General features: G+C 69.4%; 20 protein-coding genes and 3 pseudogenes. 8 read left to right on the plus strand and 15 right to left on the minus strand.

Features of this window, described 5'->3' with window-relative positions:
- Window positions 1-52 precede the first annotated feature (52 nt).
- Both ACFVS6_RS14940 and ACFVS6_RS14945 read right to left on the minus strand, forming a co-directional pair.
- On the minus strand, window positions 53-712 hold the full coding sequence (locus ACFVS6_RS14940; RefSeq protein WP_389703911.1) for a response regulator: 660 nt from the start codon (window positions 710-712) through the stop codon (window positions 53-55).
- On the minus strand, window positions 709-1,905 hold the full coding sequence (locus ACFVS6_RS14945; protein ID WP_389703913.1) for a sensor histidine kinase: 1,197 nt from the start codon (window positions 1,903-1,905) through the stop codon (window positions 709-711). Before ACFVS6_RS14945 ends, ACFVS6_RS14940 begins: the two co-directional genes overlap by 4 nt.
- Before the next feature lie 130 nt (window positions 1,906-2,035).
- On the opposite strand from ACFVS6_RS14945, the gene ACFVS6_RS14950 reads away from it, so the two are divergent.
- The 3 genes and pseudogenes from ACFVS6_RS14950 to ACFVS6_RS14960 form a co-directional block, all read left to right on the plus strand.
- Entirely contained in the window at window positions 2,036-2,998 is a 963-nt protein-coding gene (locus ACFVS6_RS14950) for an SDR family NAD(P)-dependent oxidoreductase (RefSeq protein ID WP_389703915.1), read from the plus strand.
- Between the two features lie 360 nt (window positions 2,999-3,358).
- Window positions 3,359-4,033 (plus strand): hypothetical protein, encoded by a 675-nt coding sequence (locus tag ACFVS6_RS14955; RefSeq protein WP_389703916.1) that lies wholly within the window; start codon window positions 3,359-3,361, stop codon window positions 4,031-4,033.
- Window positions 4,034-4,117: 84 nt separating this feature from the next.
- Window positions 4,118-4,441, plus strand: a pseudogene (locus tag ACFVS6_RS14960) (copper resistance protein CopC); the annotation flags it as partial.
- 44 nt (window positions 4,442-4,485) lie between these two features.
- Here the strand turns inward: ACFVS6_RS14960 and ACFVS6_RS14965 are convergent.
- Entirely contained in the window at window positions 4,486-4,665 is a 180-nt protein-coding gene (locus ACFVS6_RS14965; protein ID WP_389704205.1) for a hypothetical protein, read from the minus strand.
- A gap of 201 nt (window positions 4,666-4,866) precedes the next feature.
- On the opposite strand from ACFVS6_RS14965, the gene ACFVS6_RS14970 reads away from it, so the two are divergent.
- The gene (locus ACFVS6_RS14970) at window positions 4,867-5,535 is read left to right on the plus strand and encodes a DsbA family protein (RefSeq protein WP_389703917.1); all 669 of its coding nucleotides are present in this window, start codon (window positions 4,867-4,869) and stop codon (window positions 5,533-5,535) included.
- Window positions 5,536-5,597: 62 nt separating this feature from the next.
- A complete protein-coding gene (locus tag ACFVS6_RS14975) occupies window positions 5,598-6,071 on the plus strand; it encodes a DUF3093 domain-containing protein (RefSeq protein ID WP_389703919.1) in 474 nt (157 codons plus the stop codon).
- Window positions 6,072-6,187: 116 nt separating this feature from the next.
- Here ACFVS6_RS14975 and ACFVS6_RS14980 read toward each other — a convergent pair.
- The 11 genes and pseudogenes from ACFVS6_RS14980 to ACFVS6_RS15030 all read right to left on the minus strand — a co-directional run.
- Window positions 6,188-6,715, minus strand: a pseudogene (locus ACFVS6_RS14980) (DUF6584 family protein); the annotation flags it as partial.
- 141 nt (window positions 6,716-6,856) lie between these two features.
- Window positions 6,857-7,672, minus strand: coding sequence for an ABC transporter ATP-binding protein (locus ACFVS6_RS14985; protein ID WP_389703921.1), 816 nt, complete (start codon window positions 7,670-7,672; stop codon window positions 6,857-6,859).
- Entirely contained in the window at window positions 7,672-8,700 is a 1,029-nt protein-coding gene (locus ACFVS6_RS14990; RefSeq protein WP_389704194.1) for a FecCD family ABC transporter permease, read from the minus strand. Before ACFVS6_RS14990 ends, ACFVS6_RS14985 begins: the two co-directional genes overlap by 1 nt.
- An 84-nt stretch (window positions 8,701-8,784) precedes the next feature.
- Entirely contained in the window at window positions 8,785-9,774 is a 990-nt protein-coding gene (locus ACFVS6_RS14995; protein WP_389703922.1) for an ABC transporter substrate-binding protein, read from the minus strand.
- 152 nt (window positions 9,775-9,926) lie between these two features.
- Window positions 9,927-10,910: a PLP-dependent cysteine synthase family protein gene (locus ACFVS6_RS15000; RefSeq protein ID WP_389703924.1), complete on the minus strand. Its 984-nt coding sequence runs from the start codon at window positions 10,908-10,910 to the stop codon at window positions 9,927-9,929.
- Window positions 10,907-12,049 (minus strand): histidinol-phosphate transaminase, encoded by a 1,143-nt coding sequence (gene hisC, locus ACFVS6_RS15005; protein WP_389703925.1) that lies wholly within the window; start codon window positions 12,047-12,049, stop codon window positions 10,907-10,909. The genes ACFVS6_RS15000 and hisC overlap by 4 nt, the downstream gene beginning before the upstream one ends.
- Entirely contained in the window at window positions 12,046-13,569 is a 1,524-nt protein-coding gene (locus tag ACFVS6_RS15010; protein ID WP_389703927.1) for an MATE family efflux transporter, read from the minus strand. Before ACFVS6_RS15010 ends, hisC begins: the two co-directional genes overlap by 4 nt.
- Window positions 13,566-14,546, minus strand: coding sequence for an ornithine cyclodeaminase (locus tag ACFVS6_RS15015; RefSeq protein WP_389703929.1), 981 nt, complete (start codon window positions 14,544-14,546; stop codon window positions 13,566-13,568). Before ACFVS6_RS15015 ends, ACFVS6_RS15010 begins: the two co-directional genes overlap by 4 nt.
- Before the next feature lie 76 nt (window positions 14,547-14,622).
- Window positions 14,623-16,017 (minus strand): alanine racemase, encoded by a 1,395-nt coding sequence (locus ACFVS6_RS15020; protein WP_389703931.1) that lies wholly within the window; start codon window positions 16,015-16,017, stop codon window positions 14,623-14,625.
- A gap of 688 nt (window positions 16,018-16,705) precedes the next feature.
- On the minus strand, window positions 16,706-16,942 hold the full coding sequence (locus ACFVS6_RS15025; protein WP_389703933.1) for a hypothetical protein: 237 nt from the start codon (window positions 16,940-16,942) through the stop codon (window positions 16,706-16,708).
- Window positions 16,943-17,273: 331 nt separating this feature from the next.
- The gene (locus ACFVS6_RS15030; protein WP_389703934.1) at window positions 17,274-18,182 is read right to left on the minus strand and encodes an NADP-dependent oxidoreductase; all 909 of its coding nucleotides are present in this window, start codon (window positions 18,180-18,182) and stop codon (window positions 17,274-17,276) included.
- 425 nt (window positions 18,183-18,607) lie between these two features.
- On the opposite strand from ACFVS6_RS15030, the gene ACFVS6_RS15035 reads away from it, so the two are divergent.
- Together ACFVS6_RS15035 and ACFVS6_RS15040 are read left to right on the plus strand one after the other, a co-directional pair.
- Entirely contained in the window at window positions 18,608-18,964 is a 357-nt protein-coding gene (locus ACFVS6_RS15035) for a MerR family transcriptional regulator (protein WP_389703935.1), read from the plus strand.
- A gap of 286 nt (window positions 18,965-19,250) precedes the next feature.
- Window positions 19,251-19,619, plus strand: coding sequence for a VOC family protein (locus ACFVS6_RS15040; protein ID WP_389704196.1), 369 nt, complete (start codon window positions 19,251-19,253; stop codon window positions 19,617-19,619).
- A gap of 330 nt (window positions 19,620-19,949) precedes the next feature.
- On the opposite strand, the gene ACFVS6_RS15045 is transcribed toward ACFVS6_RS15040, so the two are convergent.
- The gene (locus ACFVS6_RS15045) at window positions 19,950-20,141 is read right to left on the minus strand and encodes a DUF4236 domain-containing protein (protein WP_389703937.1); all 192 of its coding nucleotides are present in this window, start codon (window positions 20,139-20,141) and stop codon (window positions 19,950-19,952) included.
- 565 nt (window positions 20,142-20,706) lie between these two features.
- On the opposite strand from ACFVS6_RS15045, the pseudogene ACFVS6_RS15050 reads away from it, so the two are divergent.
- Window positions 20,707-20,911: pseudogene (locus tag ACFVS6_RS15050) on the plus strand (hypothetical protein); the annotation flags it as partial.

The raw sequence follows: 20,911 nt of genomic DNA on the forward strand, positions 1-20,911 counted from the left end.
GAAGTCCCGCCTGGCCCGAACCGCTCAACTCGGCCGCGCACACGAAGCGATGTCAGTTCGGGGTGATGCCGGTGAGGACCGCGAGGACAGCGAGGCGGATGCGGTTGTCCCGGCCCGTTTTCGCCATCAGGCTGGCCACGTGCGTCTTCACGGTGGTGACCCCGAGGTGCAGTCGGTCGGCGATCTCCTTGTTGGACAGGCCCACCCCGAGCAGTCCGAGCACCTCCCGTTCGCGCGGGGTGATGGCCGGCGCCGGCGTGTCCGTCGCCGTCGGAGTGTCCGAGGAGGAACGGGTGTGGAGGGCGCGGGCGACGAGGCGGTCGAGGACGTCCCGGCTGAAGGGCGCCTCCCCGTTGGCGGCCCGGCGTACGGCCTCCAGGAGTTCGGCCGGTGGGGTGTCCTTGACGAGGAAACCGCACGCTCCGGCCGCGAGCACCGGATACAGGTGGTCGTCGTCGTCGAATGTGGTGAGGGCGACGATCCGGGTGGCGGGGCGTGCGGACAGGATGCGGCGGGTGGCGGTGATGCCGTCCATGCCGGGCATTCTCAGGTCCATGAGGACGACGTCGGGGGTCAGGCGTTCCGCCAGTCGTACGGCCTCCGCGCCGTTGTCCGCCTCGCCCAGGATCTCGATGTCCCGCGCCTGCTCGAAGAGCATGCGCAGTCCCATGCGGACGAGCTGCTGGTCGTCGACGACGAGGATGCGGATCACAGGTGGGGCTCCATGTCGGATGCGAGGGAAGGAAGTTCGGCCGTGAGCCGCCAGCCCTGGGCGGCGGGGCCCGCGTCGAGTCGGCCGCCGAGCAGGTCCACCCGTTCGCGCATGCCGATCAAGCCGTGTCCGGAAGGGCCGGGGGCCGGTGGCCGGGCCCTGCCGGCGCCGTCGTCGTGGATCGTCACGTGAACGGCGTCATCGGCCACCCGTACGGCCAGCTCGGCGTGTGCGCCGGGTCCGCCGTGCTTGGCCGCGTTGGCCAGGCCCTCCTGGGCCAGGCGCAGGACCGCGAGGCCACGTACCGCGTCGAGCCGTGCGAGGCGGGGATCGACGGAGGCGGTTACCGTCAGGCCCGTCCGGCGGCTGTGTTCCACGACCGACTCCAAAGCCGCGGGTAGCGCTCCGGGCTCGACCAGGGGGCCGGTGCCGGGACCGGACCGGTCCGGGGCCCGCAGTACGGCGACCAGGCGCCGCAGGTCGGTCAGTGCCGCGCCGGCGCTGGCGTGCAGGTCGTCGAGGACCTCGGTGATCCGCGGGTCGGTGGGAGTGCCGGTGGCCGCGGTGACGTGCCGGGCCACCCCGACGCGCAGCACCATGGAGGAGACGTGGTGGGCGACGAGGTCGTGCAACTCGCGCGCGATGGTGGTGCGCTCCGCCGCGCGGGCGGCCAGCAGCTGTTGTTCGGCACGGAGCTCCTGCTGCCGCGCGTGTTGACGGGCGTGCGCCGCCGCGTCGCGGGTCACGCGTACGTACGCGCCCAGGAGCAGCGGCAGACCCGCGACGATCCCCATCTTGTAGAGCACAGGCAGGAGTTCGCCGGGCAGGTCCTCGAAGCGGTTCACGGCGACGGCGAGTGCCAGTGCCGTCGCCGCGACGGCGAGGCGGCGTCCCGACTGCCGTACCGCGAGCTCGAAGAGGGTGACGGCGGCCAGCACCTTCAACGAGGCGACGGTGCTCGCGCCCAGCGCGTGTGCGGCGACGAGCAGGACGGACTGCGCCAGGAGCGCGCCGAACAGCCATTTCCCCGCGGCCAGGCACAGTGCGAGACCGACTGCGGCGAGGGCCCGGTCCCCTGTCCCGGACGGCCGCTGCAGTAGGAGTACGTAGCCGACCATGACACCGGCGAGCACCAGGATGCGCGGACCGGCGAACCTTCTGTCGAACGCGGGCTCGATCCAAGCTCTGTTCACTCCCCCACGATAGGCGGACGCCGGTGCGTCCGGGTCCTGCCGTGGGAGGAGGCCGACTCCTCCCACCGGCCGGGATGTTCGGCCCGTGGAGGGAGTCGGGGCCCCTGGTCGGAAGGCGAGAGTGATCGGCATGGATACCAATGCGCATACCTCCACGAGCTCCGACGCCGACGCGGAATCCCCTGCCAGGGGGCGGCGGTCCGTCCTCGGTGGTGCGGCCGCTCTGGGGCTGGGGATCGCGGCGTTCGGCACCACCGCCCACGCGGCCGGCGACCCGTCGAGGTCCCGTGACAAGGCCGGCCGCTTCCACGGGAAGTCCGTGCTCATCACGGGTGCCACTTCGGGCATAGGCAGGGCGGCGGCGAGGGCGTTCGCCCTGGAGGGCGCCCACGTCGGGTTCTGCGGCAGGCGAGCCGAGTTGGGGCGCCAGGTGGAACGCGAGATCCGGGACGCTGGAGGCGAAGCCGCGTACATCGAGGCCGATGTACGCGTGGAGGACCAGGTTCGCGGCTTCGTGGACCGGGTCGCGAGCCGTTACGGCGGCATCGACGTCGCCTTCAACAACGCCGGCATCGGCGGCGGCAAGCTGCCCCACGAGATGAGCGTCGAGGAGTGGGACGACGTCCAGGCCACCAACGCCCGGGGAGTGTTCCTCGCGATCAAGCACGAGATTCCGCACATGCTCAGGGCGCAGCGCGGCGTCATCATCTGCACCTCGTCATCCGCGGCCGAACAGGCGCGGCCGAACAGCGCCGCGTACACCGCGAGCAAGAGGGCGGTGCAGGGTCTGGTGAAGTCCGCGGCCCTCGCGTACGGACCCAAGGGGATCAGGATCAACGCCCTGCTGCCCGGTACCACCGACACCCCCTTCGTCCGCCCGCCGGGCATTCCGGACGCGGATTGGTTGAAGTACAAGCAGGCTTGGGGGCCGCTCAACGTCGACGGTTTCGAGCGGATGGCCGAAGCGGAGGAGATCGCGCGGGCCGTGCTCGGGCTCGCGTCCGACGACTTCCCGTACATGACGGGTGCGTCGATCAGCGTGGACGGCGGAAGCACCGCGGGCCGGAAGATGATCCAGCCGAGCAGGACGTGAGGGCGGGCCCGCCCGGGGACGGCTCCTGCTCCTGGGGGAACCGCCGTTCATGCCTGCTCGATGGCATGTGAGGTACGGCGCTTGAGCGGGGTGTCGGATTCTCGTGACCCCTGTTTGTGGCTGCGCCCGCGGCCCGAGCCAAGGAGGGGGCCACCAGCCGAAGGCGGTGGCCCCCTCCTTCATCTCCGCGACCGTTGTGTCGGAGTCCCCGCTCGGAATCGGATCCGGTGTGAGGACGGCAAGGGCACCGGGATACTCTGCGAGTGGTCCTCGGATTCTGCGTGGGTCGCAGGTCCACCTCCGCTTCTGCGTGAGTCGCAGGTCCACTTCCGCAAGATCTCCTCGAAAGTGCAGCAGCCCATGTCCGTCACCTTCCTGTCGCGGCGGCCTTCGCCGGCCGGCGGAGTGGTGCGCGGTCTGCGGGCCGGCGCCCTGGCGGCATTGTGCGTACTGCTGCCGTGGGCGGGCCACCTTCTCGCGCAGGGACACTTGCCGCGCTGGGCCTTGCTGCTGGGCATGGCCGCGATCGCGGTGCCCGGCGCGGTGTTGCTGACCCGGCACAAGCTCTCCGACACCCAACTCATGGCGGCCCTGACCGGCGCTCAGCTGGCGTACCACGCGGCGTACTCGCTGCCGGGTGCCTGTGCGGCGGTGGCCGGTTCTCGGGGGCCCCTGGCCGTGATCGAGCATGCTTCGGCGGCCGGTGTTCCGCCGGAGGCCTTCTTCGCCGGACACCTGGTCATGCTGGTCCTGACCGCGCGTCTGTTCGGGCTGACCGAGAGACTGCTGTGGCACGGCGAGCCCGTCCTCGATGCGCTGCGCGCCCTGCTGATGTTCGTGTGGCCGCTGCTGCCCGCGGGCATCGGGCCGAAGGCGGCCCTGCGGGATCTGGAGCCGGGCGCGATGCCGCCGTCGGCGATCGTGGTCCGGCTGCGCGCCGGACGCGCTCCACCGCGGGCCGGGCGCGCCGTGTCGTGGCGTGCCCCTCTCCCGACGACCGGGCTGTCGTCCGGCGGAGGTTTCCGCGTGGCCTAGCGGCCGGGTGGAGGGGCCGTCCGCGGGCGGTGGCGTGTCCTGCTCCGGCTGGTCCGGGCAAGCACAGAGAGACCTCTCCTTTTCATGCATGCCTTTTCCCGGCGTGCCGCCCGTGTGGCGGCACGCACCCTCGTCGTACCCCTGAGCGCGGCGTTGCTCTGGGTCGGGGCTCCGGCCGCGTCCGCGCACACCGACCTCACTGCCAGTACTCCGGCCGACGGCGAGACGCTGGAGGCGTTGCCTCCGAGCATCGGGCTGACCTTCAGCGACCCGATGACGCAGGAGTACGCCAAGGTGGCCCTGACCACTGCGGACGGATCGCCGGCGGGCGCCGGGGAGCCGCAGGTCGACGGCAGGAACGCGGTGTTGGTGGTCAAGGCGGGTCTGCCTGCGGGCAGGTACACCGTCGGCTACCGGGTGGTCTCGGCCGACGGTCATCCCGTGTCCGGTTCCTACAGCTTCACCGTGCGGTCCGCGGTCCCGGCCGCACCGAGCTCCACGCAGTCTTCGCGGACGCCTTCGCGGACGCCTTCGCGGACGCCTTCGCCGATGCCTTCCCCGACGCCCGGTGCTTCGGCCGCGAGTGCGTCGGCGGCGACGCCCGGTGCCCGGTCCTCGTCGTACGGCTTCAACGCACTGTTCCTCCGGGTGCTGCTCGTAGCGGGTGTCTGTGCCGGTGGCGTCCTTCTCGTGGTGCGCCGGGGATCCGCTGGCCGCCTACAACGCGTACCTGGCGAGCCTGCACGCCCGCGACCGCCGTCCGCACGGGCGGGCAGGCCGGCCTGCCGGCTATCGAGCCCACCCGGCCGAAGACCGAACCGAGTAGAGGAATCATGACGAGACTCAAGAAGAACCTGCTGGCCGTCGTTGCCGTCGTGGTGGTCCTGGCTGCCGCCTTCGGGACGTTCCTGCTGGTCAAGCCGGACGACTCGACCACGGCGGCTCCACCCCTGCCCTCCGCGGGTGAGGCGCGGGTCGTGCGTGAGGACAGCCATCGGCTGACCACTCCGCGGAGCAGTGAGATGACCCTGGTGGAGTTCCTGGACTTCGAGTGCGAGGCGTGCGGAGCCGTCCATCCGACGGTCGAGAGGCTCCGCGCGGAGTACGGCGACCGCATCACCTTCGTGGCCCGCTACTTCCCGATGCCCGGCCACCGCAACAGCCGGACCGCGGCCGTCGCCGTCGAGGCCGCGGCGCGGCAGGGCAGGTTCGAGGACATGTACGGGAAGATGTTCGCCACGCAGAAGGAATGGGGCGAGCTCCAGGACTCCCGGGCGGACCTCTTCCGTACCTTCGCGGAGCAACTCGGTCTGGACATGAACGCCTACGACACCGATGTGCAGGACCCGGCCACCGAGGAACGCGTCAAGGCCGACCAGAGGGACGGCATGGGCCTGAACGTGCAGGGAACCCCCACCTTCTTCCTCGACGGCGAGCGCATCCGCACGCCCCGCACCTACGAGGCGTTCAAGGCGTTGATCGACGAACGGCTCGCCGAGTGAGCGGGGCCGGGCCCGCCGACCCACCGACCACCGCCTTCCCGCACGAGCAAGGACCCGCCCCCATGACCTCGCCCATGACCTCACCCGTGCCGCTCACCTACGACGAACGGCTCACCGCGCCACGCACCTGGTGGCTGATCGCGGTGGCGGTCGGCTTCGCCACGGCCCTCATCGTCATGCCGTACGGGGGCCTCGCCGCCCTCGGCGGATTCGCCGTCGGCACCCTCATCTCCTGCCTGTGGGTCAGCGCCCAGGGCTCCTCCCGCATCCGGGTCACCGGCGGACTGCTGGTCGCCGACGACGCACGGATCCCGCTCGGCGCGCTGGGCGAGGTGCACGTCATGGAGGGCGAGGAAGCACGGGCCTGGCGGACGTACAAGGCGGACCTGCGCGCCCACATGCTGATGCGCAGCTTCGTCACAGGGGCGGTCCGCATCGAGAACAGCGACCCGGCCGACCCGACCCCGTACGTCTACCTGTCGACCCGCACCCCGCAGGCGCTGGCCGACGCTTTGCGGACGGCCAGGACGCTGTGAGTTCCCGTTCGCCGCGGCGCTGACCGTTCGGCCTGCGCAAGGCTCGCCCGGTCCCGTGGAGCAACGTGGGGAAGCCGGGGCGGCTCCCCCGGCCGGCCGCTTGGCGATCGGGGTCGGTCGAAGAGGGCGACGACTCCGTTCACCCAGATCGCGAGGAACGCGAGGACCCCCACCAGGAAGCCGCCGACGGCCAGCACGCCGCCGACCGTCCACGGCTCGGAGGGGGCCTCCTCGTACTTCTCCTCCAGGCCGTCCAGGTAGGAGGCGGGGTCGTCCCAGTCGACGGGGTGCCCCAGCTCCTCGGCGCAGGCGGTCCGCGCTGCGACCAGCTGCTTCTCCGCGAAGGAGGTGGCAGCCATCGCCTCGGGGCCGCGCCAGGCGAGGGCCTTCATCCGCCACCACGGAGCCCCGTACCGCGCTTCGAAGGCGACGGTCTCGTCGACGTCGCGGTCCTCTTCGAGGTACATCCAGCGTCCGGCCTGGGTGACATCGCCGTGGAGCCGGTACACCTCGCCCAGACGCCGACGGAGCGTCAGGTCGTGCGGGAAGGACGAGACGAGGCCGCGCAGACGCTGGCGCGCGACGGGAACCCGGCCGGCGGCCAGGTCCGCGTCCACTCGGGCAAGGGTCTCGTTCAGAGGCATGAACACATGATCGGATATCGCACCGATCCACGTCGACCTGGTTGTTCGCTCAGCACCGCTCGCTCTCGACGGCCCCCACCGCGAGGGAACACCCTCCCCTACGGGGACAGCCCTTGAGGGACGGCCGGCAGCTGATGGGTCCTACCGGAGGTCGAGTCGAGTCGCCTCCCGTGCGGTCGGTCGCGCGGCTGTGGAAGCCAGGTAGGTGATGCGGAGGGTGCCGGTGGTGGGCTCGCGGTCGACGAGCACGTCGACGCCGTAGACGGACCGGATCAGGTCCGGGGTCAGCACGTCCGCCGGTGCGCCCGCTGCCGCGACCCGGCCGTGGTCCAGGACGACGACGTGGTCGCAGTACCGGGCGGCGAGGTTGAGGTCGTGCAGGGCCACGACGCAGGTGGCGTCCAGGGTGGCCAGCAGGTCGAGGAGTTCGAGCTGGTGGCGTATGTCGAGGTGGTTGGTGGGTTCGTCGAGCAGGATCTCCCGGGGCTCCTGGGCCAGGGCGCGGGCGAGTTGCGTGCGCTGTTTCTCCCCTCCGGAAAGGGTGTGCCAGATCCGGTGCTGCTTGTCGGTGATGTCGGCGCGTCGCAACGCCGCGTCGACGATCCGCCGGTCGTGTTCGGTCAGGGCGTCGAAGCGGCCGCGGAAGGGGGTGCGGCCGAGTTCCACGACCTGTCGGACGTTGACGTGGTGGTGGGCGGACACGTCCTGTTCGACGACGGCGAGCCGTCGGGCCAGCATCCGGCGGCCGAGGTCGCCGAGGTCGGTGTCGTCGTATCGGATGGTGCCGGTGTCGGGGCGGCGCAGGCCGGCGAGCAGGCGCAGCAGTGTCGACTTGCCCGATCCGTTGGGGCCGAGGAGTCCTACGGTCTTCCCTTCGTGGGCTTCCATCTCGATGTCGTCGAGCAGTCGGTGGCCGTTGACCGACCATGAGAGTCGGGTGGTGGTGATGCGGCCCATCAGGACTCCAGACGCTTCAGGACCAGCGCGAAGGCGGGTGCGCCGAGGAGCGCGGTGATGACCCCGGCGGGCAGTTCGTGGGGCGAGAACGCTGTCCTTGCGAACACGTCCACCCAGATGAGGAAGATGGCGCCGACGATCGCGGACATGGGGAGCAGGGAGCGGTGCATCGGACCTGCCAGGATGCGGACGGCATGAGGGATGAGCAGCCCGATGAAGCCGATCGCGCCGGAGGCCGCCACGGCGGCCGCCGTGATGACCGAGGTCAGCACCATCAGCCAGATGCGGGCCGCCGTGACGTTGATGCCGAGGGCGGCGGCGGAGTCCCATCCGAAGGTGAAGGCATCCAGGGCGGGAGCGAAGAACTGCACGGCCGCCACCCCGATCAGGATGATCACGACGGTTACGGTCACCCCTTCCCACCGGGCGCCCCCGAGCGTGCCGAGCAGCCAGTAGGTGAAGCCGCGGGTGGAGTTCGCGTCTCCGCCGACCATGAGGACGACCGAGGTGACCGCGGCGAAGAACTGGGATACGAGCACGCCGGTGAGCACCACGCGGGAAGGGCCGGCGACGCGTCCTCCGCCGAGCAGGACCATCAGCAGTCCGAAGGAGACCAGGCCGCCGACGAAGGCTCCGGTGGAGAGGGAGATACTGCCGCCGATGCCCAGCAGGAGTACGGCGACCGCGCCGGTGGAGGCGCCGGAAGAGACCCCGAGCAGGTAGGGGTCGGCCAGGGGGTTCCTCGTGACCGCTTGCAGGACCGCGCCCGAGACCGCCAGGGCCATGCCGACGGCAGCGGCCAGCAGCACCCTGGGGAAGCGCGACTCCCAGATCAGTGCGTCCAGCAGCCCCGGTAGTGGTGGGTTCGGGGCGATGCCGCCCAGACCGACGTGCCGCAGAATCGTGGAGACGACATCGAGGGGCCCGATGTCGGCGCTCCCGAACAGCGACGCGGCGACGACCGACACCAGCAACCCGAGCCCGGCGAAGAAGAAGAGGGCGGCCGTCGTGGCGCGTCGCCGGCGCACCGGCGCCTTTTCACGGCCGGTGATCGGACTGCCGGCGGTCCGGGTCGTCATGTCTTCTGAGTTCGTCGTCATGGTGGTCACCGCTCAGCCGAGTTTGTTGAGGCTGTCGACCAGCGCGGGAACGACGGACGCGCTGCCGTAGCCGGGGTCCATGTGGGTGCCGGGGATGGAGATGAACCGGTCGCCCTTGACCGCGGCGAGGTTGCTGGTGAGGGGGTCCTTCTTGAGCAGGTCGATCTTCTCCTTGGCGGTGTCGTTGGGTTCGCCTCGGGTCAGGTCGGCCAGGATGATGACATCGGGGTTCCTGGCGGCGACCTCGTCCCAGCTGACTTCGGCCCACTTGGTCTTCGCGTCGGCGAAGACGTTCTGGACACCGACGAGTTCCGAGATGTGCTGTGGCAGACCGCCGGGTCCCGCTGCCCAGGGAGTGCCCTCGTAGGTGGAGTAGAACCACATCACCTTCAGCGGAGTGTCCCGCTTCTTGACGGCGCCCAGTGCCTTGTCCACCACGGCCCGCTGTTCGGTGGCCAGTTTCTCTCCGGCGGCGGGCACGCCCATGATCCTGCCGAGCCGGCGGTACTCCTCGTACATCATGTCGAAGTTCGCGCCGGTCACGCTCTCGTGGGACGAGCAGTCGAACTCGGTCAGGTAGGTGGGGACTCCCAGGTCGTGCAGTTGCTCCCGGTCGCCGGTCTGCTCCGCGGTGAACATGCTCGCGAAGGAGCCGTAGACGAAGTCCGGCTGTGCTTCCAGCAGCTTCTCGTGCTTGATCTCCTGCCCGGGCGCGGACAGCAGGGGAATCTTCTTGTACTGCTCGGCGATCGCGTCCGGTGTCTTTTCGATCTGGTAGCCCGATCCGGCGATTCGGTCGGCCACCCCCAGATGGATGAGGATCTCGGCGGCGGTCTGGTTCAGGGTGACGACCTTCTTCGGGGCGGCCTTGTAGGTCACGTCGATCCCGCAGTTCTTGATGGTGAGCGGGTAGGTCGTCGCGCGCGTCCCCGCCGCCTTCGACTGCTCGCCGGCGTCGGTGGCCGGGTCCGACGTGCACCCGGCGATCGCGAGCGCAGCCACGACCGTAACGGTTATGGACATCATTTTCGTTTTCATTGCAGGGAGGTACCCATTCGTGGTCGGGGCGGAAGGGTGCCGGCAGGTCGGGCGGACCGCCCGGCGGGGCCGGTCGAGGAACACGTCACAGGAGGGACGGGCCGTCGGGGCGGGAGTCAGCGCAACATCGCGGCGAGCCGGTGGACGACCTGCTCGTCGAACAGGCCGTTGGCCGCCATCCAGTCGTCGTTGAACACGGTGTCGAGGTACTTGTCGCCGCCGTCGCAGACCAGTACGACGATGGTGGCCTCGGGCCCGGCGCTCCGCGCCTGCTCCAAAGCCTTGTAGACCACGCCTCCCGCCGAACCGCCGATCAGGATGCCGAAGTTCCTGGCCAGGTAGCGGCAGGTTTCGAAGGCCTCCGAGTCGCCGGCCTTGATCCCGCTGTCGATCACTTCGTAGTCGACGACGCCGCCGATCTCCGAGCCTTCGGGCGTACCGGTGCCGGACTGGTGGTAGGGAGCGCCCTTGCCGCCGAAGACCACCGAGCCGACGGGCTCCACGCCGATGACCCGCAGGTTCGGGATGCGTTCGCGCAGGGCGCGGCCGGTGCCGCAGAGCGAACCGCCGGTGCCGACGGCCCCGTACAGGTAGTCGATGCCGTCACCGAGGTCGTCGTGCAGTTCGCGGGCGAGCGGCCGGTAGCCGTTGGGGTTCCCTTGATTGCGGTGCTGCGCGGTCCAGTACGCGCCGTGATCGGCGGCGAGTCGCTCGGCGACGGTGTCGCGTTCCGCGGTGGCGAGGCCCCCCTCGTCCCCGGCGACGTTGAGGATGTCGGCGCCGTACGCGCGCATGCCGCGCAGCTTGTCCGTGCTGGAGTGGTTGTCCACCACGGCGGTGAACTTGTAGCCGCGTTCGGCGGCTATGAGCGCCAGGCCGAGCCCGGTGTTGCCGGAGGTGGATTCGACCAGCCACCCGCCGGGGGTGAGCAGACCCGCCGCCTCCGCCTCGTCCACCATGTTCCTGGCCATCCGGATCTTGGCGGTGCCGGTGGGGTTGTACTGCTCCAATTTCAGCAGGACGGTTGCCGAGCCGTCCGGAACCGACAGCTTCAGCAGGGGTGTTCGCCCGATCAGATCGGACACCTTGCTCTTGATCATGAGGTGCCTTTCGCGCAGATTTCCGTCAGACAGCGCACGAAGACGTCGTTGTCCCCGCGGGTCGACAGAGAGGCTCGGATGTAGTTCTCGTATCCCGGTTCGCGCCACGCCTTGACGATGATTCCGGCGCGATGCAGCTCTTGGGCCACCCGCTCGGAGCGAAGTCCGGTGTCGATGAAAAGGAAGTTGGTCGAGGACGGGACCACACGCAGTCCCGCGCCGCGCAACCGCTCGGTGACCCTGTCGATCTCCAGACCGGTACGGCGGACGGTGTCGGCCAGGTGCGCGTGGTCCCCCAGCGCAGCGACGGCGGCTTCCTGGGCGGGATGGTTGACGTTGTAGGGGGTCCGGACCCGGTCCAGGGCCTGGACCAGGGCGGCGTCCGAGGCGATCCCGTATCCCACCCGCAGGCCGGCCAGGCCGTAGGCCTTGGAGAAGGTGCGCAGCACGATCCAGGGCCGGTCCAGTGCGCGCAGGACCTCCAGCCCGTCGGGGTAGTCCGGGTCGGTACGGGCGAACTCCCCGTACGCTTCGTCGAGCACCAGCAGGGCCGACTCCGGGGTGTCGGCCAGTACGCGCTCCAGTTGGCCGGCACGGAGCATCGCGCCGGTCGGGTTGCACGGGTTGGCGAGGAAGACGAGTTTGGGGCCTGCTGCCAGCGCGTCGCGCCAGGCGGCCGCGTCGAATCCGAATTCGGCCGTGACCGGGACCTTTTCGACCCGGGCGCCCATGACGCGGGGGAAGATCTCGTGCAGGCTGAACCCGGGTGCCTGGGTGACCACGAGGTCGCCCGGATCGAGTACGGCCTGGCACAGCAGCTCCAGGATGTTCTCCGAGCCGTTGCCGAGCACGACGTGCTCGGCGGGCACGTCCAGGCTCCTCCCGATGGCCTCGGCCAGTCTTTTCCCTGTGGGGTCCGGGTAGCGGGAGACTCCGTCGGCCAACCCCCGGCGGACGGCTTCGGCGACCGCCGGGGAGGTCCCGTACGGACTCTCGTTGTTGGAGAGTTTGATCACGCGGCGGCCGCCGCTGAGCACGGCCACCTCGTCCGCACCGGCGCCGGGATCGTAGCGGGGCAGGCCCGCCACCTCCCCGCGTATCAAGGAGGCGGATCCGGCGAGTCGCAGGGCTTGCTTCATGACGGCTCCGGTTCCTGGACGGATGGGGCGGACGTCTCTCGGTGGAGCCGGTCGACGCGACGCAGGAAGGCGGCCAACAGGATGGCGGCGGTGGCCGCGAGGCCGATGGTCTGGCCGATCCAGACGCCTTCGACCCCCTGGTCGGCGGTCACCCCGAGGAGGTAGCCCGCGGGCAGTCCGATCAGCCAGTAGCCGACGAGGGAGATCCGGAACGGCCCGACCGTGTCGCCGACGCCGCGCAGGATGCCGTTGCCGATGTTCTGCGCGGCGTCGAAGACCTGCATGAGGGCGGCGATCAGCAGTCCGGTGGCGGCCAGTGCGATGACGTCGGCGTTGCCGGCGTGTTCGGCCGGGAGGAACAGCGACACGATCGGGTCCGGAACCGTCAGGTACGCGACGGCGACCGCGAGCGTCGCGATCACTCCCCAGCCGGTGCCTAGGAGTCCCGTACGGCGTGCCGTCGTGTAGTCGCCGCCACCGGCGGCCTCGCTGATCTGGATCGACGCGGCGTGCGACAGCCCCGCCGAGACCATGAAGACGATGTAGACGATCTGGTTCAGCACCGTCTGCGCGGCCAGCGCGTCGACGCCGAGGGTGCCGATGATCAGGGTGAGCACGCTGAAGAATCCGGCCTCGGAGGCATAGGTGCCCGAGATCGGCAGGCCCAGGCGCCAGACGGAGCGGACCGCGTCCCCGTTCCAGCGCCGCGCGTCCGGCGAGGTGAGGAACGGGCGCAGGACGTCGTCGCGGAGGATCACCACGACGAAAGCCAGGAAGGACAGCAGGAACACCGTGACGGTGGCGATCGCGACGCCGGTGAATCCGAAGGCGGGTAGGCCCAATTTGCCGTGGATCAGTACGTAGTTCAGTCCGATGGTCACGCCGATGGAAGCCAGGGTGATGGCCAGGAGGGGCCCGGGGCGCTTGAGGCCGGTGGTGAAGTGCCGCAGGTTCTGGAACCACAGGCAGGGCAGCATGCCGGGCGCGAGGATCATCAGGAACTCGCCCGCCTTGTCGACCACCGCCGGGTCCTGGCCCAGCAGGACGAGCAGCGGGCCGGCCAGCAGGAGCGCCGCACAGAACACCAGCCCGCAGACGGTGGCCCAGAAGAACCCGGCGAACAGGAGCGCGCCGACGCGCTGCCGGTCGCCCTGCACCCGCGCTTGCACCACGAGGTTGCTCACCCCGGTGACCAGGCCGGTTCCGGTGGTGCGCAGTTGGTTGAACAATGCGATGGCCAGGCCGGCCGCGGCGATCTCGGCCGCACCGAGCCTGCCCAGCATGACGATGTCCACCGTCGTCAGCGCGACGTAGGCGAAATTGGTCAGGATAAGCGGGAGCGCGAGCTTGAGCAGTGGCCGCGAGTTGTGGACCCACCAGGCGGCGCCCGTCCGCGCGGTGTCGGGTGTACCGGTCGTGTCGGGTGTACCGGTCGTCCCCGGTGTACCAGTCGTGTCGGGTGTGCCGGTCGTGTCGGGTGTGGCGTGTGTGTCGGGTATATCGGGTGTGTCGGTGTTCACCAGAAGTTGACCTTTTCCCCGCGCCCGGCCGCCTGCGCAAGGTCGGCCATGTACCGGCCGAGTGCGGCGTCGGTGACCGCCATGCCGCTGTTGTAGGCGAAGACCACGTCGTCGGGGTGGCGGCGGGCGGGAGCCCGACCGAGCAGGATGTCCGGCAGTTGGGCGTCCACCGACGGCAGGCGGCCGTCGTCACCCCGGAGGTCTTCGCAGGTGGCGTGCATCTGGTTGGTGTCGGTGGCGATCCGGTAGTCCGCCCGGTGGCACACGTCGGCGTGTATCCCGTATCCGAGGAGGACCGCGACCGCGCCCGGCTTCATCCAGTCCCGGCGAACCTCCTGCGAGGCGGACAGGCCGGAGGCGCCGATGACGATGTCCGCTCCTCCCGTCGCCTCCCGTAGATCCCCGACGATCTCGACGTCACGGCCACCGGCGCTCTCCTGGACGGCACGCAGGCCCTCGCGGTAGGTGCCGAACACCTGCAGCCGTTCCAGCCCGGGCAGGGCCGCGAGCAGCATCGGCAGAGCCGCCTGCGCCTGTACGCCGGTGCCGACGACCAGGGCGCTGCGGGCGTCCGGGCGGGCCGCGCGGGCGAACAGCGCGGTGGTGGCCGAGGAACGGAGCGGGCCGAGCTTCACGACGTCCATCAGCGCGATGGGGGCTCCGGTGGTGTCGTCCACGAGGAAGACGAACGAGTGGAAGCTGTAGGCGTCGCGGCTTCGGCGCGGGTCGTGCTCGTGGACGGCCTTGAAGCAGACGGTCTCGCTACCGGCGTCCCTGGCCACCATCGAGTAGCTCAGTGAACGGTGATCGCCCCCGCCGATGACCGTCTTCACCGGGTTGTCCGAGCCGCCTTCCCGCAGGGCGCGGTAGGCCTGCTCGACCACCGTGATCAACTGCCGGCGGTCGAGGTCCAGGCCTTCCTGCTCGGACTGCGGCAGCAGCCACAACTGCCCGGGGGGTGCGTAGCTCCGTGTCATTCGGATTTCTCCTTCATCTGCTGTGTGGTGTGTGGTGTGTGCTGCTTGCTGTCTCAACAGCGGGCGTGACGTCGCATCAGATGCCGTCCAACCGCCAGCGTGGCGTGCCGTCACCGTCGCCGACCCTGAGTACGACCTTCCGCGGCAGGGCCACGTCGTGGAACGGCGATTCGTTGGAGTCCATCTGGTAGCCCGCGGTGTTGAGGTAGACCAGGCGGTCACCCCGGTGCACGGGCCGCGGGAAGCCGATCTTCCGCCAGGTCAGCAGGTCGCTCTCCAGACAGGTCGAGCCGGCGACGCATGCCGGGAACAGCTCGTCCGGGGCGGGCCGGGCGGACAGCAGCAGGGGGTCGGGCGCGTAGTCGCTGTTGAACCATTGCTCGGAGAGGCTGAAACTGCTGCCCGCGACGGTGACGATCCCGTACCCGTCGGTGTCGCGCCGGTCGTCCACCTGCTGCACGCGGTACATCGTGAATCCGGCCTGGTCCAGCAACGCCCGGCCGGGCTCCGCGAGGAACCGGACGCCGCTGCGCCGCGCCTTCGCCGCCAGGCTCTCGCTGCCGTCGACCGGGTGCGCCATGATCACCCGCACCGCCTGTGCCGCGGGCCGGCCGCCGTAGGGGTAGAAGCCCGCGAAGTCCTTGGCCGCGTGGTAGTGGGCCGGTTCGTTCTGCCGGAGGAATTCGTCCCAGAGCCGCGGTTCGACGTAGCGGACGGGCAGCCCGCCGCCGATGTCGACCAGGTCCGCGGAGGGCGAGCCCCGCCGTCTGGCGCCCAGGCAATGCTCGATCATCTCGTTCGCCGCGGTTGCGCGTTCGGCCGCGGAGTAGCCGTTCAGGTGGAAGGAGAAGCCGCGGAGGGCGATGTGGGGGGCGAGTTCCGCGCACAGGCCAACGGCGGTGTCACGCTCGGCTTGTGACAGGCCGAAGCGGCTCGCGGGTTGGCCGGCCGTCCGGGACCGCAGCAGCACATCGGCCTGCCGCCGGGCGAGACGCGCGGTCGCGGCGAGTCGACGGAGTTCACCGACCGAGTCGACGGCGACCAGGCAGCCGTGCTGCACGGCGAGGGCGTGCAGCACGTCGTCCTTCTCGGGGCCGGATATTCCGATGCGGTGTCCGGGAACCCCGCCGGCCAGAGCCTTTACCAGCTCGGGCGCGCTGGCGACGTCGACCCCGATGCCGAGGGCGGCGGCCGACGAGACGTAGCAGTCCGCCTTGTTCGCCTTCTTGGCGAACAGGATGTCGGCGGCGGCACCCGCGTCGGCGAACGCCTCCCGGAGCCTGACGACGTTCTCCTCGAAGACCTCGGGCAACACGATGTGCAGCGGTGACCCCAAGCCATCCAGGAGGTCGACCAACAGGTTGCGGTGGTCCTCCAGAAGAAGGGAGATCGATGGATGCCGGAGTGCGGTGAGCGCGAAGGGCCGCAATCCGGCCGCCCGGGGGCCCCGCACTTGTCTTGAGGTGAGCACTCCACATTCTTATATGATGATGACAGTCATTTTCAATAGTGGAGCGATGAACGGGTGCACCATCCAGGACAAAAGGGACAACACGCCGCCTGCGGCCTCCCGTCGAGCCTGAAAACAGCCCACGCTTGGAACGCAGCCCGGACAGAAATCCGCCGAAGCCCTGGCCTACGAGGACCTCAACCGAGGACCACGCTGCCCGTCGGGGCGCAGACGGACGACTTCGGCATCGATTTCGACTTCGGCATCGGCATCGGCATCGGCATCACGGAGCCCGCGCCGTAACGTGCTGCGCGGCGACCGGGCCATCGTCCGCGCAATCCGATGTCTACGGACAGCGGGTCCCCACACGGCCGAGCCGTACGAGCCGATCCGGACCACAAGCTCTCCGGACTGGCGGCTGCCGGTGTTCCAGCCTCTTGCACCCCGCCATGTGTCGGCGTACGACTCGATCCCGACCGGCCCCGCACGAGTGACGAGAACGTGCTCAAGGCATGCTGGGCCTGGACCGACCGGCAGCCGGTCCAGCGCCCGGCCAACGATGTGACAGCCCTGGGGCTGCCGCGAGCGTCGACGTCACCTGCTACGCCTCGCCGAACGCCGGGCCGGCGTCCTGTTCACGGTGCTCGGCAAACGGCGCGTTCCACGACCCGCCACCGGCAGAGGCCGGGCGACGGATCAGTCCCGTCGGTCAGTCCTCCTCCGGCCGAAGCCGTCGACGAGCAGCCTCAAGCCGCTGGTCATAGTCGGGCGCGAACAGCCCGGGGAGTGACTTGTCGAGCGTCCCGGCGATGCGATGGATCGGCGCCCAGACCGCCGGGTCGCCAACGACCCGGCTCAGGTCAGTCATCTGGAGCTTCTCCAGCCAGTCCGACAACACCAGCGCCTCGTCACTCGTGAGATTGATCGTGACCTGGCCATCATCCATGCCCACTCCTACGACTCGGCCCTTCCAGAGCACACGAACCCGCTGCTCCTCGACCTTGACCGAACACGCCCTCGCCCGCCATGTTCCGTCCCGCGCGACCATGCTGACTGAGCGCCAGGGCGAGAAGCTATCGGGTTGACTCGATGCCGACCGACGGGACAGGTCCCCCCGGTCTCCACGCCCCCGCCGCAAGGTTGGAATGCGACCGCGATACGACCGGGATGCGGTGATCGCCAGTCTGAGCCTGCCCTGGAACTCGGTAGTCGTCGAGGGAAATTCCAACGACGAGACGCCGTGGGGATCGGGCCGGTTCGAATACAGGCCCGCCTGTTCAGATGCAGATCACGATCTTCCCTCGGGTGCGTCCGCGCTCGGCATGCGCGTGGGCATCGGCGATCCGCTCCAGGGAATAGGCCTGTTCGATACGGGGTGTGTAGCGGCCTTGCCCGCCCAGTTCCGCCGCCGCGGACAGGAGTGCGGAGTCGTTCACCGCGTCGGCCACATGCGTGCCCAGGCGCTGCCCGCCCGCGTGATCGGCCACCGTCGCGACGCGCTTCGGGTCGCCCGCGATCGCGACGAGGTCCTCCAGGGAGCCTGAGGCCGCGGTGTCGAGCACGATGTCCACACCGTGCGGAGCGAGGGCGGCGATCCGCTGCGCGAGACCGGGACCGTAGGTGGTGGGAACGGCACCGAGAGAGATGAGGAACTCGTGGTTGCGTTCGCTCGCCGTCCCGATGACGGTCCCGGCGCCTTGTGCCACGGCGAACTCGACCGCCGCGCTGCCCACGCCCCCGGAAGCGCCCTCGATGAGGAGGGTGCGCCCCGTGAGGGGGCCGAGCGCCTGAAGCCCACGCATCGCGGTCACCGACGCCAGGGCGGCACCGGCGGCCTGCTCGTCGTTCCACGTGGCGGGGGTGTGCGCCCAGGCCGAAAGGATGAGCAGCTCCGCGGTCGCGCCGGTGACGCCGCCCAGCCCGAAGACCCGGTCTCCGATGCTCACCCCCTGCACCCCGTCGCCGATCTCGTCGACCACACCGGCGCCGTCCCGCCCGGGAATCTTGGGCAGGTCCAGGGGGAAGATCTGGCGCAGAGCGCCGGAGCGCAGTTTCCAGTCGATGGGATTGACACTGGCCGCAGCGACGCGGACACGAATCTCACCGGGGCCGGGGTGCGGGTCGGGGGCCTGCTCGATCACCAGGTTCTCCGCTCCGCCGTATTCGTGGAACCGGGCTGCGCGCATGATGGTCTGCCTTACTTCGATGGGCCGGAATGACGTGTTCATCCGACGCCGGTCACTCTAAAACCTGACGTTGACGTGAGGTGCAAGCCCCATGTGCCGCCCGATCGGAGGAGGGCAGGCACGGATGGGTGTGGTGGCCGAGCGGGTGGGAGTGAGCATGGGGCGTGCGCCACCAGGAGGGATCCCGCCGCCCGCCACGGTCGACGTTCAAGTGTCCTCGGGCCGGCTCGGGCTCCCGGCAGGATGCGAGGACTGACGTGCGTACGTGAACCGCGTGAATGCTCTTGGGTCCACCAACGCGGCATGATCAATCCCGGCGCCGCAACGGTTCGCTTGGCTCCAAGGGCTGTTCCCGGAGCCAGTCTTGCTAGCCTGAACCTGACGTGAACGTGAGGTATGCGAGCGGGAAGGGAATGGCCTACGTCATGCGCATCGGACAGCTTGCGAGGCGGTCAGGGGTCAGCGTGCGGGCCCTGCGTTACTACGAGGAGCAGCGGCTCCTGGAATCGGCGCGAACTCCTGGTGGGCAACGTGAGTATCCCGAAGAAGCCCTGGAGCGGGTCCAGCTCATCCAGGACCTCTATGCGGCCGGCCTGTCCAGTCGTACCGTCATCGAACTCCTGCCGTGCGTGAGCACCGGCGTCGCGACCCCCGCCATGCTCGACCAACTCGTCATCGAACACGACCGCATCGCCACGCGCATCGAGGACTTGACCCGGGCCAAGACCAAACTCGGCCGCGTGATCGAGAACGTGACCGCGGCGAAGAGGGAACAGGACTGATCACGTCGTCCCGAGGGACGGTGCCTCGACTCATCCCAGAGGCGCGATGACCGCGAGCCCTGCGCAAAGAGCCCGCGTCGAGCCGAACGGTGGCACGCCGTCTGGCGTACTTCGAAGCCTTTGCAGCCATCACCGCGAGTGTGGAGGCAACTCCGTGTACTGACACTGCGGAGTGTCTCGGAGCCAGACGTGGACGTAACCTGACAGGCCGTCTCGTGAGACCGGACCGGGGACCAGCTCTTAGGGTGTGCAGCAGGAAAGTCTGCTGATCAGCTCGGAGATGCCGATGTCCTTGCGAATGAAGTTGAGCGCGATAACGCTCGATTGCCCCGATCCCCTCGTGCTGGCCGCGTTCTACCAGCAGGCCACCGGCCTCACACCCCACCCGAAGTCGGACGCCGACTTCGCCGGTCTCAACCGTGAGGATGGGCTCCTCATCGGTTTTCAACGAGTCGACGACCACCAGCCGCCGACCTGGCCTGATCGGGGCGTTCCCCAGCAGCTTCACCTTTGCTTCGACGTCGTGGACCTGGACGAGGCCGAGGCCCGGCTGCTGGAGCTCGGCGCAGGCAAGCCGGACCACCAACCCCATGCAGACAGGTGGCGGGTCCTCACCGATCCGGCCGGGCATCCCTTCTGCATCGTCACGGTCTGACGAGGGGCAGGAGGGTCTCAAGCACATCGAAGCGGTGCTCAGCTTCGTCACGCGCCGGGCCAGCAACCGCCATCTGGCGGCGGGCATCCTTGTCGCCGCGATGGGATCGGCCGACGACTACCGTCCCTCTCGGGGGGCTCCGTGGCGCAGCACACCCGTGGGCAAGCTCGCGAGAGCGACGCGATGGCACGGCTCAGTGGTCGCCGCCTGCTGGACGACGGGGACATCGCCGCCCTGGAAACACGCAACGACGCGGAACCGACCGTACACGCGCCACGCCCCCGGCCTGTTCCGCCGGGGGCGTGTAGTCGGTGGGTGCCCGCTCGCGGATCAACCTCGGCGGGTCTTACGCCAGCCGAAGGGGCCGGGCAGGTCGATCGAGGTGGTTCGGCGTCCGGTACTGCTGTGGGTCCGGCGGGGGCCGTGCTTGCCTCCGCCGGTGGTGATCGACCACGACTTGCGGTTGATGTTGAGCCGGACACCGGGCAGGATCCTGAAACTCTTGCGGAATGTCAGCGGCATGTCGTCCCACTTCCTCGGTGTACGTACGGGCTGGCTACTGAACTGTGTCTGCATTTGAACTGGGCCTGGATGCTTACGGGTTGACGTACCGACCGTATGTCCGGCGATTGCCGTTCCATGCACCCGCTGTGTTCGGAGCTCGCCTTGAGAGGGGCTTCGCCGAGGTGGCCGAGTAGATCTGGTGGGCTCGATTTGCTCCACCACCACGCTGAGAGCGCAAGAGCCGGTCCGCGGAGAAGCCGGTGCCTCGGTCGGTGACGAAAAGCTCCGCCTCACGTCGTCACTCACGGTTTGGGGCCTCCAACCTCGCGAGAGAGAGGTCGACTTCCACCTCCGGAGGCCGCCGGCCGGATGACCAGGGGGCACCGGCAGAGCGCACAACGCGCCCGGGGCTACCGCGCCAAGAACACCCCTGGCCCGGATACCTTGCCGCCACAGGCCTCGGGGCTGAAGGAATTTGTAAGACACTGACAAGGCAGCTCTCGATTGGGATGCCTGCCCGTATGAAGGACAGGGGGCACAGCGTCCATCGGATCGAGGAGTGTCCATGTCCCGAAAGCGGACTATGAGTTCCAAGAAGAAGCTCGTGCTCACTTTGGTCGCGGGAGCTCTGGCGACAGGCGGATTGGTCGCCACGATGGCACCCGGCAATGCCGCGGTCCCCGAGGCCGTTTGCCCGGGGTCGACGGTGACGTTCTCGGCGGAGGCGGGTCCGCCGGCAGCAACCAGCGGAACATTCCCCACAGGAACAAAACTGAAAGTAACGAACC

Source organism: Streptomyces sp. NPDC057939, assembly GCF_042887545.1.
Lineage (GTDB): Bacteria > Actinomycetota > Actinomycetes > Streptomycetales > Streptomycetaceae > Streptomyces.